13 protein-coding genes are annotated in these 13,487 nt (G+C 64.5%); 4 read left to right on the forward strand and 9 right to left on the reverse strand.

Going from position 1 to position 13,487, the window contains the following annotated elements:
- Window positions 1-62: 62 nt before the first annotated feature.
- A complete protein-coding gene (gene ribB, locus AC0L3K_RS15755) occupies window positions 63-1,139 on the reverse strand; it encodes a 3,4-dihydroxy-2-butanone-4-phosphate synthase (RefSeq protein WP_007594722.1) in 1,077 nt (358 codons plus the stop codon).
- Between the two features lie 173 nt (window positions 1,140-1,312).
- Window positions 1,313-3,040: a cation:proton antiporter domain-containing protein gene (locus AC0L3K_RS15760; protein WP_473366314.1), complete on the reverse strand. Its 1,728-nt coding sequence runs from the start codon at window positions 3,038-3,040 to the stop codon at window positions 1,313-1,315.
- 67 nt (window positions 3,041-3,107) lie between these two features.
- On the opposite strand from AC0L3K_RS15760, the gene AC0L3K_RS15765 reads away from it, so the two are divergent.
- Window positions 3,108-3,635 carry a DUF3124 domain-containing protein gene (locus AC0L3K_RS15765; protein ID WP_354201593.1) on the forward strand — a complete coding sequence of 176 codons (528 nt, stop codon included), beginning with the start codon at window positions 3,108-3,110 and terminating at the stop codon, window positions 3,633-3,635.
- Window positions 3,636-3,727: 92 nt separating this feature from the next.
- Window positions 3,728-4,960 (forward strand): aminotransferase-like domain-containing protein, encoded by a 1,233-nt coding sequence (locus AC0L3K_RS15770; protein ID WP_354127324.1) that lies wholly within the window; start codon window positions 3,728-3,730, stop codon window positions 4,958-4,960.
- 4 nt (window positions 4,961-4,964) lie between these two features.
- On the opposite strand, the gene AC0L3K_RS15775 is transcribed toward AC0L3K_RS15770, so the two are convergent.
- Entirely contained in the window at window positions 4,965-5,237 is a 273-nt protein-coding gene (locus AC0L3K_RS15775; protein WP_219678604.1) for a helix-turn-helix domain-containing protein, read from the reverse strand.
- 158 nt (window positions 5,238-5,395) lie between these two features.
- Between AC0L3K_RS15775 and AC0L3K_RS15780 the strand changes: the two genes are divergently transcribed.
- Window positions 5,396-5,848, forward strand: coding sequence for a hypothetical protein (locus AC0L3K_RS15780; protein WP_473366315.1), 453 nt, complete (start codon window positions 5,396-5,398; stop codon window positions 5,846-5,848).
- Between the two features lie 96 nt (window positions 5,849-5,944).
- Window positions 5,945-6,172 (forward strand): hypothetical protein, encoded by a 228-nt coding sequence (locus AC0L3K_RS15785; RefSeq protein WP_007594737.1) that lies wholly within the window; start codon window positions 5,945-5,947, stop codon window positions 6,170-6,172.
- A gap of 169 nt (window positions 6,173-6,341) precedes the next feature.
- On the opposite strand, the gene AC0L3K_RS15790 is transcribed toward AC0L3K_RS15785, so the two are convergent.
- The 6 genes from AC0L3K_RS15790 to AC0L3K_RS15815 form a co-directional block, all read right to left on the reverse strand.
- Window positions 6,342-7,160, reverse strand: a complete 819-nt coding sequence (locus tag AC0L3K_RS15790) for an aldo/keto reductase (RefSeq protein ID WP_473366316.1) — start codon at window positions 7,158-7,160, stop codon at window positions 6,342-6,344.
- Between the two features lie 146 nt (window positions 7,161-7,306).
- Entirely contained in the window at window positions 7,307-8,872 is a 1,566-nt protein-coding gene (locus AC0L3K_RS15795) for an alkaline phosphatase D family protein (RefSeq protein WP_473366317.1), read from the reverse strand.
- A gap of 117 nt (window positions 8,873-8,989) precedes the next feature.
- Window positions 8,990-9,403, reverse strand: a complete 414-nt coding sequence (locus tag AC0L3K_RS15800) for a hypothetical protein (protein WP_473366318.1) — start codon at window positions 9,401-9,403, stop codon at window positions 8,990-8,992.
- 113 nt (window positions 9,404-9,516) lie between these two features.
- The gene (locus AC0L3K_RS15805) at window positions 9,517-10,518 is read right to left on the reverse strand and encodes an NAD(P)H-dependent flavin oxidoreductase (protein ID WP_027568692.1); all 1,002 of its coding nucleotides are present in this window, start codon (window positions 10,516-10,518) and stop codon (window positions 9,517-9,519) included.
- Between the two features lie 105 nt (window positions 10,519-10,623).
- The gene (locus AC0L3K_RS15810) at window positions 10,624-12,243 is read right to left on the reverse strand and encodes a DHA2 family efflux MFS transporter permease subunit (RefSeq protein WP_473366319.1); all 1,620 of its coding nucleotides are present in this window, start codon (window positions 12,241-12,243) and stop codon (window positions 10,624-10,626) included.
- Window positions 12,240-13,394: an HlyD family secretion protein gene (locus tag AC0L3K_RS15815; RefSeq protein WP_219678615.1), complete on the reverse strand. Its 1,155-nt coding sequence runs from the start codon at window positions 13,392-13,394 to the stop codon at window positions 12,240-12,242. Before AC0L3K_RS15815 ends, AC0L3K_RS15810 begins: the two co-directional genes overlap by 4 nt.
- Window positions 13,395-13,487 lie beyond the last annotated feature (93 nt).

Below are 13,487 nucleotides of genomic sequence, written 5' to 3' on the forward strand. Positions count from 1 at the left end.
CCTCGGGGGATGCGCTTCGCGCCCCCCGGGGGATGCGCTTCGCGCACCCTGAGATGACAGCGCTAGCTTTCGAGCTGCTCGTTGGCGACGATCTCGATGCCGAAGCCCGAAAGGCCCTTGTAGTCGTGCACCGAGGAGGTGAGATGCCGGATCGAGGTGACGCCGAGATCGCGCAGGATCTGCGCACCGACGCCGACTTCACGCCACTGGCGGTTGCGGTCGGCCTCGGTCGCGCTCTCATCGGGCAGCGGCGCCACGGGGACACCGGCCGCACCGTCGCGCAGATAGACCAGAACGCCACGGCCGGATTTCTTGAAGTGCTCGAGCACCGCCGCCATGCGCTTGTGGCCGGTGAAGATGTCCTTGACGATGTTCGGCTTGTGGAAGCGTGTCAGGACGTTCTTGCCGTCGCCGACGCCGTTGTAGACGAAGGCGACGTGGGCGATGGAATCGAACGGCGAGCGGTAGGCATAGCCCTGCAGCGGCCCGATCGGGCTCTCGGTGACGAAGGTCGAGACCCGCTCGATCAGCTTCTCGCGAACCTGGCGGTAGGCGATCATGTCGGCGATGGTGACGTGCTTGAGCTTGTGCTGGGCGGCGAAGCGGGCGACCTGCTCGCCCTTCATCACGCTGCCGTCGTCGTTCATCAACTCGCTGATGACGCCGACCGGCGGCAGGCCGGAGAGCTTGCACAGATCGACCGCGGCCTCGGTATGGCCGGAGCGCAGCAGCACGCCGCCATCCTTGGCGATCAGCGGGAAGATATGGCCGGGACGGGCGAAATCGTTGGCGCCGGCGTTGGGATTGGACAGCGCGCGGCAGCACGAGGCGCGCTCCTCGGCCGAGATGCCGGTGCCGCCGTCGGGCTTGTAGTCGATCGAAACCGTGAATGCGGTGGTGTGCGCGGAATCGTTGTGGGCCACCATCGGATCGAGCCGCAGGCGGCGCGCATCTTCGGTGGTGATCGGCGCGCAAACGATGCCGGAGGTGTGGCGGATGATGAACGCCATCTTCTCCGCGGTGCAGAACGAGGCGGCGACGATCAGATCGCCCTCACCCTCGCGGTCATCGTCGTCGGTGACGACCACGAGCTCACCCCGGGCAAAGGCCTGCAAGACTTCCTGGACGTTATCCGGCATTTCCCAATCTCTATCGGTTATGGCCCGGAGGCTTAGCCGGACTTGGCCCGGGGCGCTAGTGTCCCCGGCGCAACCACATATGCCGGACCGCAGCCCTGCCCGGCGGGCGGCTTGCACGGGCATACCAGGGATATGGGCGCGGAAAAGCCCAGTGAGAAGCCGGCCGGGCGCGGTCAGGGCAGCACTTCGCGCCGCTCGCCGAGCCGCTGATCGAGCTCGGCACGCTTGTCGGCCAACAGGCCGGCTTGGGCGGCCTCGATCACGGTGAACAACTCATGAGCGTCGCTGAGCCGGGTCACGGTGACATAGCTGGCGCCGGCCGCGTAGAGTTCGCCTACATCCGACAACAGATCGGCCGTGGCAACGATCATGGCGGTCGGGTTGAGGGTGCGAACGTGGCGGACCAGCTTCTCGTTGCTGGCACCCTTCAGAAGCGCATCCGGTACGCTGAGGATGATCATCTCGGACTTGCCGACGCCAGCATGGAGCAGCGTGTCGGCGCTGCTGATATCGCCATAGATCACGTGCAGGCCGCGCGAAAGCAGCGTCTGGTACACATTGGGGTTGAAGTCGATCACGGTGATCTGCTCGAGCAGCACCGGGGCCTGCCGTTCGATCTCGGCCAGCAGCGCGCTCGCCGCACGGAAAAAGCCGAGGATGACGATGCGGCGCGCCTCGCCATGGCCTTCGTGCCCTTCCTCGCCATGGCCGTTGCCGTGGTCGAGATCGCGCAGGCCGATCCGCTTGAGGGGGCCGATCGCCCAGCGGGTGATCTCGTCGCTGCGGGTCATCACGAAGGTCGAGAGCACGGCCAGCACCACGAAGGCGAAGGAGGCCGCATTCGCCGTCTGGGCTGCGATGTGGTGGTCGGCGACGCCGGTCTGGATCACCACCAGCGAGAACTCGGAGATCTGCGCGAGATTCAGGGCCGGCAACAGGCTAGCGCGCAGGCCCTGCTTCATCAGATAGAGCGGGGCGAAAGTGGTGACGAGGCGGCTCACCACCGTGAACGCCGCGATCATCAGGGCAAGCCCGATCACGGAGAGCCCGGGCACGGGAATGGTCATGCCGAGCGCGACGAAGAACAGCGTGATGAAGAAATCGCGTAGCGTCGTGACCTTAGCCGTGACGTCGAGCGCGTAGGGAAAGGTCGAGAGCGAGACGCCGGCGATCAGGGCGCCCATCTCGCGGGACAGCGACAGCCGCTCGGCTGTCTCGGCGACCAGGAAGCACCAGGCGAGCGCGCCGAGCAGGATCAGCTCGGGGCGGCGGGCGATCTGGTGAAACAGACGCGGCAGCACGTAGCGGCTCACCAGCAGGGCGGCGGCGACCAGCACCGCGACCCGGCCGATCGAGAGCAGGATGACGCTGATTTCCAGATTGGCAAGGCTCGGCTGCACCGCCAGGAACAGGATGGCGAAGATGTCCTGGAGCACCAGCAGGCCGAGGGTGATGCGGCCCGGCAGCGTGTCGAGCTCGCGCTTCTCGTAGAGCACCTTGACGATGATGACGGTGCTCGACAGCGCGCAGGCGACGCAGAGGTAAACAGCATCGAACTGCCCGCCGCCGAGCGACAGGCCGATGCCGACGAAGAACAGCACCCCGAGCAGACAGCCGCCGAGGAGCTGGCCGCCCGCCGCGAACAGGATGACCTTTCCGGCCCGCACGATCTTCTTCAGGTCGATCTCCAGGCCGATCATGAACAGCATGAAGATCAGGCCGAGCTCGGAGATGACGCTGATCGATTCCTGCGACTTGACCCAGCCGGCGCCAAATGGACCAATGCAGAAGCCGGCGATAAGATAGGCCAGGATCAGCGGCTGCCTGGAGAAGTGGGCAAGCAAGCCCAGCATCCAGGCAAACAGGATACAGAGAGTGATGTCGCGAATGAGCTCGTGCATGCCAGATTGGTCCGTTTTGCCGCACCCTAGTGATCGAGTGCGGCGCGGCAAGCGAGCAATTCGTCACATGCGGATGGGGCTCGCCATTGCAATGCTGCTATGCCCCCTCGCCTCCTCCATCCCCGCAGACGCTCAATCCAAGGTCAATATCGAACAAAGCTTTGCCGATTCCCTCACCGCGCTGCCGAAGGAAGAACTCGCCGTCTCCGGCGGGTTCTACGTGCCCGCCTATTCCAGCGTCGCGATGAGCCAGGGCAAGCTGCGCGTCGACTTCTCCGTGACCCTGAGCGTGCACAACGCCTCCGAGACGCAAGCACTGGTGGTCAAACGCATCGGCTATTTCGATACCTCAGGCAAGCAGGTCGAGAGCTATCTGAAGGCACCCGTCGCGTTGAAGCCCCTCGCCACCGTCTCGATCTTCATTCCGACCGACGACGTACGCGGCGGGACGGGAGCCAATTTCCTCGTCGATTGGGCCGCAACAAGCGAGATCGCCGAGCCTGCCGTCGAGGCCTTGATGGTTGGCGGCGTCGCCAATGCGCATTACGCTTTCATCAGCCAGGGCCGTCCGACCCGGACGGTCGGCAAGAAATAAGGCCGTCTGTCCCACCGGACGCTGGCAAAAGAAATAGGCATGGCCGGCGCAACGCCGGCTGGCTCAACAAGAAAACAACGAGGAACGCTCCCATGACGTCCAGCTTCGATTTTGCGCCCCTGTTTCCCGCAGGGCTGCCGGCCCCCTCTGCGCGCTGGACGGGTCTCGCCAAATACAGTTTTGTCGGCGGCAACAACGATTCCGAGCAGCTGCCGCTCGATCATCTGATCGAGGCGGCCAACATGGCTCTGCAACGCGAAGGCCGCTCGCTCGCCACTTACGGGCTGGCCCATGGTCCCCAGGGCTATCTGCCCTTGCGCGAATTCCTGGTGACGAAACTCAAGCGCGATGCCGGCATCAACTGCACGGTCGACGATCTCCTGATCGTCTCCGGCTCGCTGCAGGCGCTCGACCTCGTCAACGCCACGCTGCTGACGCGCGGCGATACCGTGATCTTCGAGCAGGATAGCTATCAGGGCTCGCTGACCCGTTTGGCGCGGCTCGGGGTCAATGTGGTTGGCATCCCCCTCGACAAGGACGGCATGCGCATGGACGTGCTGGCCACGATGCTTGCCGACCTCAAGGGCCGCGGCATCCGGCCGAAGTACATCTACACCATTCCGACCGTGCAGAACCCGACCGGCAGCATCATGCCGGAGGGCCGCCGCACGGAGCTGTTGCGGCTGTCGGCAGACTACGGCGTGCCCATCTTCGAAGACGATTGCTATGCCGATCTGGTCTGGTCAGGACAGCGGCCGCCGGCGATCCATGCGATGAGCCGGAACGGCGGCGTGATCCATATCGGCTCGTTCTCGAAGTCGATCGCGCCCGCGCTGCGCGTCGGCTTCATCGTCGCGCCCTGGGATGTGATGTCGCGGATGCTGGCGCTGAAGACGGACGCCGGCTCCGGCGCACTGGAGCAGATGGTGCTCGCCGCCTATTGCAAGCCGCATTTCTCGACCCACGTGCCGGCGCTGACGAAGGCACTGCGCACCAAGCTCGACACGCTGATGGAGGCCGTCAACGAGCAGTTCGGGACGGCCGCCGAATTCGAGGAGCCGAAGGGCGGCATCTTCCTTTGGGTGAAGCTGCCCGATCAGGTCGATACGCTGAAGCTGTATCAGGCCGCGCTTGCCGCCGGCGTATCGATCAATCCGGGGCCGGAATGGTCGACTGACAAAAACCACTCCAGATCGCGACTGCGGCTGTGCTTTGCGAGCCCCTCGCATCAGCAGATCCGCGAGGGCGTCGCCGTGCTGGCCGAGATCTGCCGCAAGGAGTTCGGCGTGCCGGCCCGCAGCGCCAATGTGGAGAAGCGGGCCTGAGCCTTCAGACGATCTGGGGCTGGCTGCCGTGGATCGCGGAGGCCAGCCGCAGCAGCAGCACGATCGAGACGTTGCCCTTGCCGGCCTCGATCTGAGCGATGTAGCGCTCGGAAATCCCGGAGCGGCGGGCCAGCTCCCGGCGCGATAGGACGCAGCGCATGCGTGAGGACTTCAAGCGGTCGCCCAGCTCGGCCAGAAACGCGGTCTCGGAATAAGGCGGCACGGCACAGCTCCCCGGCAGCACCTCGCCTGCGAAATCCCTGACTTGATTCAGCATCGGTCTATCCAATTTCGCCTTCGGGAACGCCATCCTACTCCGGAAGCGGCCGGCCTCATTGACGCGGATCAAGTTCGCGCGCGAATGGCGGTCAGCGTGGACGATCGCGCGTGGGATGCTACACTTCGGAATTATTCGGAGGTGGGGCTCATCAGGACATGACGAGTTGTTTGAGCCGCTGGATTGCGGCAGCAGTGCTGTGGGTTGCGTTCACGCCCGCGGCCGGTGCCGAATCGCTTGCGACGACCGTCGAGCAATGGGGCCTGCTCGGCTCATGGGCGGTCGACTGCGCGGCCCGGCCCGACCGCGACAAGGGCGCGCTCTTGATTTACGAGATCCGGAAGGACGGAAGGGTGATGTACCGGCGCAATTTCGGCGAGGCCAAAGACGAAAACGAAGTGGTATCGGCGATGGTCAACGCCGACGGCCTGCTCAATGTGATGGTGTACTTCCCCTTGCTGCAGCAGACGCGCGAGTTTGGCCTGCTCCTTTCGAAGCAAGGCAGCTTGCGCGCGGTCTACAATCGCAGCGAGCGCGGCGAGTACACGATCAGGGACGGCAAATACGTCGCGACCGGCGCGCCAACGCCTGCACAACAGCGCTGCGATTAACCCACCTGAACAGGCGTTCAGAATTCTCCTGCGATTCCTCCGGAACGTTCCCGCGAATGCGCCGTTTAGATTTGCATTCCATTGGAGGAGGACATCATGAAGAAGTTTGGTTATGTGCTTGCCGCTGTCGGCGCGCTCGCGGTTGCACTGCCGACGCTCGCCAGCGCGGAGACGGTGGTGATCAAGCGCGGAGGTCATCATCACGGCATGTATGGCGCCCGCGCCGAATACGGCATGCATCGCGATCACGGTTGGCATCGCGGCTGGCACAATCGCGACCGCGTCGTCGTGATCAAGCGTGGCCACCGTCACCATTGGGACTAATGCGCAACGCAATATGGAAATGGCCCCTCACGGGGCCATTTCTTCGTTCTTTCTTCCTTCTCCCCTTGTGGGAGAAGGTGGCGCGAAGCGCCGGATGAGGGGTATTCCTCGGCGAATTCAAACTGACAAATGTGCACGCGGAGAGAGACGGTGCGCTCAGCGACGACTCTCAGTCCCACGCCGGTGCGAAACCGGGATTGACGCAGCGTCTGTCCTTCGGCAGCGCGGCGATCTTGTTGCGGTCGGCATCGTCGAGCGTGATCTTCAGCGCGTCCAGATTGGCCTGCTGGCTCTCTCGCCGCGACGCCTTCGGTATCGCGGCGATACCGTCCTGGTCGAGCAGCCATTTCAGCGCGACCTGCGCAGCGGTTGCATTGTGCTTGGCTCCGATCTCGGCCAGCACCTCATCTGACGCGACGCGTCCCTGCGCCAGCGGGCAATAGGCGACCAGCGGGATCGACTTGGTGTTGAGATAGGCCAGCACCTTCGATTGATCGAGCATGGCGTGGTATTCGATCTGATTGCACGCGATCGGCGCCTTGATGTCCTCGACCGCGATCTTGAGCAGCGCCGTGGTGAAATTGGCGACGCCGATCGCCCGCGTGCGCCCCTCCTGCTTCAGCGTCATCAAGGTCTCGAACACCGCGCCCCAGTCCGCCGCCTTGGACGGCCAGTGCACGAGGTAGAGGTCGACGTGGTCGAGCCTGAGCTTTTTCAGACTGGCGTCGAAGGCGCGGCGGATCGCGTCCGGCGCCAAATTCTCGTGCCAGACTTTCGTCGTGACGTGCAGTTCGCTGCGCGGCACGCTAGCTGCGGCAAGCGCCTCACCGATGGCTTCCTCGTTGGCGTACATTTCGGCGGTATCGATATGGCGATAGCCGATCGACAGCGCGCTCTCGACCGCCGCGCGGCAGGCATCGCCCTGCATGCGGAAGGTCCCGAGGCCGAGCTTGGGCATGCTGATGCCCTGTGTCTTGAGATTGTCCATGAAAAAGGCTCCTGACATCGTTCAGCCCGCCGGAGGCCAGCAGCGATGCTGCGTGAGCAGACTCTTCGGGGATGGAAAAGAGGTGGCGGGAATGGACAGCATAGCGCCGCAGGCGCACGGCGGCCAATCAAGATCGGGTTAGCGACTTACGAATGCTGCGCCACCACGGCTGGACGCGCCTGCGGCTGCGGCACGATATCGACCGACCAGAGGTCGCGGTTGTCGACGTCCTTCAGCGTTACGGTCATGACACCGGTCCGGCCATCGATGTCGACCTTGCCGAAGAACTGCAGTCCGAAACAGGGCGCGAGGTTTTCGCCCTGCGCCTCGCTGCACCCGTTCTGATACATCGCGGCCGGACCAAAGGTATCGTCGAGCTCGCCCGGGCTCCAGGTGCCGGCATGCAAGGGTCCCGAGACGAACTCCCAGAACGGTTCGAACTCCTGGAATTGCGCCCTGTTCGGATCGTAGTAATGCGCGGCGGTGTAATGCATGTCGGCGGTGAGCCAGACGATGTTGCGAATTCCGGCGCGCTTGATGGACGCGAGAAGATCGGCGATCTCGTGCTCACGCCGGTCGGGCGGTCCATTCCCCAGTGCAACCGCATCGAGACTGACCAGGCCGATCGGCAGATCGGCCGCGATCACCTTCCAGGTCGCGCGCGAGGCCGCGAGCTCACGCTTCAGCCAGGCAAGCTGTTCGGCGCCCAGGATCCAGCCGCGGTGATCATCACCCTTGTTCCAGCTCTCGTCGCGATAGCTGCGCATGTCGATCATGAAGACGTCGAGCAGCGGACCATAGGCGATCTTGCGATAGACCCGCCCCTTTCGCGCGCCGATGTCGCGGATCGGCATGAAGTCGAAGAAGGCGCGGCGGGCGCGCGCGACCAGGCGCGGGGTGCCGTCATCCTCATGGCCGGCGGCGTCATAGCTACCGGTCGGCGACCAATCGTTGGTGACCTCGTGGTCATCCCATTGTGCAAACATCGGCACTTCGGCATGGAAGGCGCGGAAGTGCTCGTCGAGATGGTTGTATTTGTAATTGCCGCGGAACTGCGCCAGCGTGTGCGCGACCTCGGATTTCTCCTCGGTCACGACGTTGCGCCATATCTCGCCGTTCGGCAGCTTCTGCTCGGAGGGGATCGTGCAGTCGGCGTAAATGTGATCGCCGGAGTGGATGAAGAAGTCCGGGCGATTGTCGAGCATGGTGCGATAGCTGCGATAGCCGCCGCGCGATGTGTCGATGCCCCAGCCCTGCCCCGCGGTGTCGCCGGACCACAGGAACGAGATCGACCGGCCGGCAGCCGGCGCAGTGCGGAAGTGGCCGACGCGGCTTTCGCCGGCGATGCCGGTCGCGATGTCGTCGAAGCGCACACGATAGAAGATGTCCTGCCCGGGCGGCAGATCGTTCAGCAGCACTTTCGAGGTAAAGTCGGCATCGGGCGACGCATCGCGCGAAGCCGACGCAATGATCGTCTTGAAGCTCTCCACGGTCGAATAGTCCACCCGCATCCGCGCCGGCCGGTCGGCGCGCGCCCAGATCACCGCGGAGCCATCCGAGACGTCGCCGGACTGGATGCCGCCTGCGAGCTGCGGACGATCAGCGGCGCGGCTGAGATGTGGCGTTGCGAGCGCGGCAACGGTGAGGCTCGAGGTGGAACGGACCAGGAATTGCCGCCGGGTCCAGGCGCGCGAGGCGCGGAGCGCTACCATTCAGGAAACCTTCGTCGACTAGCGACGGAAGGTGCCTGCGTCGTTTGACCCCCGGCTTACGGTTTCTTGACTGCGGGCCTACGGTTTTACGACGTGCGGATGACGCTCGGAACTGACCTAATGCTTCCAGTTGCAGATGCCGCCGCTGCGGCACGGCCAGGTCTGGATGCGGGTGTCCATCGCCTGCGCGTCGAGCGGATTGCCGTGACGATGCGCGAGCTTGGTGCGCGCCGCGCCGCGCGGGTGCGCGGGCTTGGCGTGCGCAACCTTCGGCTCCGACACGCGCACGCGTTCGGCGGCGACCCTCTTCGGCACGTCGACCGGCTCGGCGCGCGCCTGCGCCTCGTTGCCGCCGCGCGCCTCCAGCGCGACCGGCGCGAACTGGGTTTCGGGCCCCAGCCGCTTCGGCGACAACACCGCCTTCGAAAGATCGAGGCCGAGATATTCGTCGGGCTTGTAGTCGTCAGCGCGCGCGACGCCGGCCCATGCGAGCACGAGGACAACGGCCATTGCAAAAGGAGCGCTCTTCATAATCACGGACGCCTCCTGAAATCGATTGTTAAGAGGTAATTTACCTCTATTTAGGAGGCGTCGCGCGCAATTCCAGCGGTCAACTGCCGCCGTGGTTAAGAAGTTTGGCGGTGTCAGGCGACCTTTCGCGGTGCACCCGTCTCTTCAAGAAACCCCATTAGACGGGTACGGATGATGGTTTCCGCCTCAGCCATGATCCTGTCGACGAGTTCCTTGCAAGTGGGGATGTCGTGGATGAGGCCTGCGACCATGCCGCAGCTCCACGCGCCCGCGTCCATCTGCCCGTCCAACATGATCCTGGGATAAACGCCCGCGACCTGGTCGTGGATGTCGTCGATCTTCAGCTTGTCGCCCTTCTCGCGTTCGATCTCGAGCAGGCGGTCGACATTGGCGTTCTTCAGCACGCGCTCGGTGTTGCGCAGGCTCCGCATGATCAGGCGGGTGTCGAGTTCGGTCGCGGCGACCAGCGCGTTCTTGACGTTCTGATGCACCGGCGCTTCCTTGGTGGCGATGAAGCGCGTGCCCATGTTCATGCCGGCCGCCCCCAGCGACAGCGCCGCGACGAGGCTGCGGCCGTCGGCCATGCCGCCGGACGCGACGAACGGAATCTTCAATTCCTCCGCCGCGCGCGGCAACAGGATCATGTTGGGAATGTCGTCCTCGCCGGGATGGCCGCCGCACTCAAAGCCGTCGACGCTGACGGCGTCGCATCCGATGCGCTCGGCCTTCAGCGAGTGGCGCACCGACGTGCATTTGTGGATGACCTTGATCCCGGCGGCCTTCAGCGCGGGCATGTAGGCTTCCGGGCTGCGGCCGGCGGTCTCCACGGACTTGATGCCGCCTTCGACGATGGCCGCGATGTATTCCGGATAAGGCGGCGCGGCGAAGGTCGGCAGGAAAGTGAGGTTCACGCCGAACGGCTTGTCGGTCATGTCGCGGCAACGCGCGATCTCTTTTGCCAGCAGCTCCGGCGTCTTCTGCGTGAGACCGGTGATGATGCCGAGCCCGCCGGCATTGGAGACGGCAGCCGCCAGCTCGGCAAAGCCGACGAAATGCATGCCGCCCTGGATGATGGGGTGCTCGATGCCGAACAGTTCGGTGATCGCGGTCTTCACTTAAATTACCTCCCGGGCATTTGCTTGACGTTCGGACCAGTCTAGCCGGACATTTGCGCCGCGGTCACCCTTTCTCTCTCCATTTCGAGCCGAGCGGCTGTTGCCTCAATGCCCCCGCGCGGGGGCGCCCAGGTTGATCGGGCGCAGCACCGCGGCGGTCGGGATCATCAGCACCGCGATGACCGCGAGCGTCCAGAACACGTCGATATAAGCGAGCAAATCGACCTGCTGCTGCAAGGTGCGGCCGACCCAGGCGACCGCCTGCGCAGCCGCATCGCTCGCATTCGAGCCCTGAGCCTGGAAGAAGCGGGTCATCGTCTCGATAGCTTGCTGGTAGCCGAGGTCCGACGGCGCGGCGTGCTCGATCAGACGGCTCTGATGGAATTGCTGGCGCTGCGCCAGGATTGTCTGCGCCAGCGCAACGCCCATGGAGCCGCCGATATTGCGGGCGACGTTGATCAGCGCCGAGGCCTGGTTGGTCTTGTCCGGCGGCACGCCGTCATAGGACGCGGTCGTGACCGGCAGGAACAGGAAAGGCAGACCGAGCGCCAGGAAGATGCGCGACATCGCGGCGTAGCCGTAGGTGATGTCGCCGGTGAGGCCCGTGAGATGCCACATCGAGAACGCGACGATGGTGGCGCCGAGCATGATGAGGTATTTCGGCTGCACGCTGCTGACGAGACGGCCCACCACCGGCATCAGCACCAGGGTCGCGATTCCGCCCGGTGACAACGCAAGACCCGCCAGCATGGCGGTGTAGTTCAAATCGCTCTGGAGCAGTTGCGGCAAAAGCTGCGTCGTCGAGATCAGCACCGCGCCGGTCGCAAGCATGACCAGGAAGCAGGCGGCGAACTGGCGGCGGCCGAGCAGGCGGAGATCGACGATGGGATCCTCGCGCGTCAGCTCCCACGGGATCAGCGCAAGCAGTGACACGGCCGAAAGCACCGCGAAGAACACGATCATGTTCGAGCCGAACCAGTCGTTGCGCTGGCCTTCGTCGAGCACGTATTCGAGCGAGCCGAGCCCGATCGCGACTAGCAGGAAGCCGACATAGTCGACGCGCAGGCCCTTGCTCAGCAGCTTCTCCCTCTCCTCCTCCGCCCCCGAGGGCTCCTTGACCAGCGTGCCGACCAGGAACAGCGACAGCAATCCCATGGGGACGTTGATCAGGAACACCCAGTGCCAGGTGTAGGTGTCGGTGATCCAGCCGCCGAGCGTCGGACCGACCACGGGCGCGACCACGACGGCGACGCCATAGATTGCGAAAGCCTGGCCGCGCTTGTGCGGCGGGAAGGAGTCGGCGAGGATCGCCTGCTCGCTGGTCGCCATGCCGCCGCCGCCAAGGCCCTGAAGGATTCGAAACAGCACCAGCGCCTGCAAATTCCAGGCAAAGCCGCACAAGAGCGAGGAGATTGTGAAAACCGCAACGCAGATCATGTAGAAGCGCTTGCGGCCGATCACGGTCGACAGCCAGCCCGAGATCGACAGCACGATGGCGTTGGCGACGAGATAGCTGGTGATGACGTAGGTGCTCTCGTCGATGCCGACGGCAAGCCCACCGGCGATGTGGCGCAAGGCGACATTGGCAATGGTGGTGTCGAGCACCTCCATGAAGGTCGCGATCGAGACGACGAACGCAATGAGATAAGGATTATGACCGCCGGCCGCCGAGCGCTCCGGCGACCAGCCGCCCGCGGACGCGCCGCCTTGCGCCGTGTCGGTCATCGCACCCTGGTCCAGGGCACGACCGACATGCCGGGACCGACGGGCAAATCGGCCGGCCAGCTGTCGACCACGATCTTCACAGGCACGCGCTGCACCACCTTGACGTAATTTCCGGTGGCGTTCTCCGCGGGCAACAGGCTGAACGCAGTGCCGGAGCCCGGCTGCACCGACTCGACATGGCCGGTCAGCTTGCGCCCGGGATAGGCGTCGATGCGGATCTCGACCGGCTGGCCCGGCCGCATGTCGTTGAGCTGCGTCTCCTTGTAGTTGGCGACGATCCAGACCTCGTCAGGCACGAACATCATCAGGCTCTGTCCCGCTGTGACGAAAGTGCCCTTGGCGCCGCTGAGCTTGACGACGCGGCCGGACTGCGCCGCAACGACGCTGGTATATTGCAGGTTCAGCTTGGCCTGATCGACCTGCGCCTGCGACTGCTCGAGCTGCGCCCGGGCGCCCTCAAGCTGCGCTTGCAGCGTCTTGATGCCGACTTGCGCGGCCGTCACCGCGGTCTTCGCGCGCTCGGTGTTGGCCTGCTGCGCCTGAAGATCGGAGCGGGTCTGCTGCTGGCGCTGCACGGTGCCGGCGCCCTTCTCGACCAGATCCTGGGCGCGCGCGAATTCTTCCTGCGAGAACTGAAGCTGGGCCTGGGCCTGTTCGAGCTGCGCCTCCGCCTGCTTGATCTGCTCCTGCTGCGAAACGATCTGCGCCTGGACATTGGCGATGTTCGCCTTGGCGACCGCGACTTGCGCATTGGCCTGATCGATGGCGATCCGATAGTCGCGCTCGTCGATCTTGGCGAGAAGGTCCCCGGCGTTGACATGCTGGTTGTCCGTCACCGGGATGTCGGTCACGTAGCCGCCGACCTTGGAGGCCACGGAAAAGCTGCGCGCGGCGACGAAGGCATCGTCGGTGGATTCATAGTGGCGTATCTGGAGCCAATAGAGCAATCCGCCGATCAGAGCTGCGAGCAAGACGATGGCGCCAACGCTTGCCACCAGCCAATGCTCGCGAAGCCGATCTTGCAGCGACGGCGCCTTCGCCGGCTTCGAATCCTTGGCGTCGTGGGCCTGATCAGGAGATGTCTTCGGAGCTTCCTTCGCCCTCTGCGGCTGCTCCGCGGACGGTCCACGCTCCCGTGTCTGAGCATCCACGGTAAACACCTTTCTCGGGATTAAACTGGCGGCAGAGCCGCCAAAGCCGGCTCACGCGACGCGAGCCCAACTGCAACTCCTGATCATGGTTCC

It is taken from the genome of Bradyrhizobium sp. MI1.10 (genome assembly GCF_055811035.1).

Bases quoted from the DNA above. Each gene is read 5' to 3' on its own strand.
- AC0L3K_RS15770 (WP_354127324.1), top strand. From the start codon at position 3,728: ATGACGTCCAGCTTCGATTTTGCGCCCCTGTTTCCCGCAGGGCTGCCG.
- AC0L3K_RS15795 (WP_473366317.1), bottom strand. From the start codon at position 8,872: ATGGTAGCGCTCCGCGCCTCGCGCGCCTGGACCCGGCGGCAATTCCTG.
- AC0L3K_RS15780 (WP_473366315.1), top strand. From the start codon at position 5,396: ATGACGAGTTGTTTGAGCCGCTGGATTGCGGCAGCAGTGCTGTGGGTT.
- AC0L3K_RS15810 (WP_473366319.1), bottom strand. From the start codon at position 12,243: ATGACCGACACGGCGCAAGGCGGCGCGTCCGCGGGCGGCTGGTCGCCG.
- AC0L3K_RS15785 (WP_007594737.1), top strand. From the start codon at position 5,945: ATGAAGAAGTTTGGTTATGTGCTTGCCGCTGTCGGCGCGCTCGCGGTT.
- AC0L3K_RS15800 (WP_473366318.1), bottom strand. From the start codon at position 9,403: ATGAAGAGCGCTCCTTTTGCAATGGCCGTTGTCCTCGTGCTCGCATGG.
- AC0L3K_RS15760 (WP_473366314.1), bottom strand. From the start codon at position 3,040: ATGCACGAGCTCATTCGCGACATCACTCTCTGTATCCTGTTTGCCTGG.
- AC0L3K_RS15790 (WP_473366316.1), bottom strand. From the start codon at position 7,160: ATGGACAATCTCAAGACACAGGGCATCAGCATGCCCAAGCTCGGCCTC.
- AC0L3K_RS15765 (WP_354201593.1), top strand. From the start codon at position 3,108: ATGCGGATGGGGCTCGCCATTGCAATGCTGCTATGCCCCCTCGCCTCC.
- ribB (WP_007594722.1), bottom strand. From the start codon at position 1,139: ATGCCGGATAACGTCCAGGAAGTCTTGCAGGCCTTTGCCCGGGGTGAG.
- AC0L3K_RS15775 (WP_219678604.1), bottom strand. From the start codon at position 5,237: ATGCTGAATCAAGTCAGGGATTTCGCAGGCGAGGTGCTGCCGGGGAGC.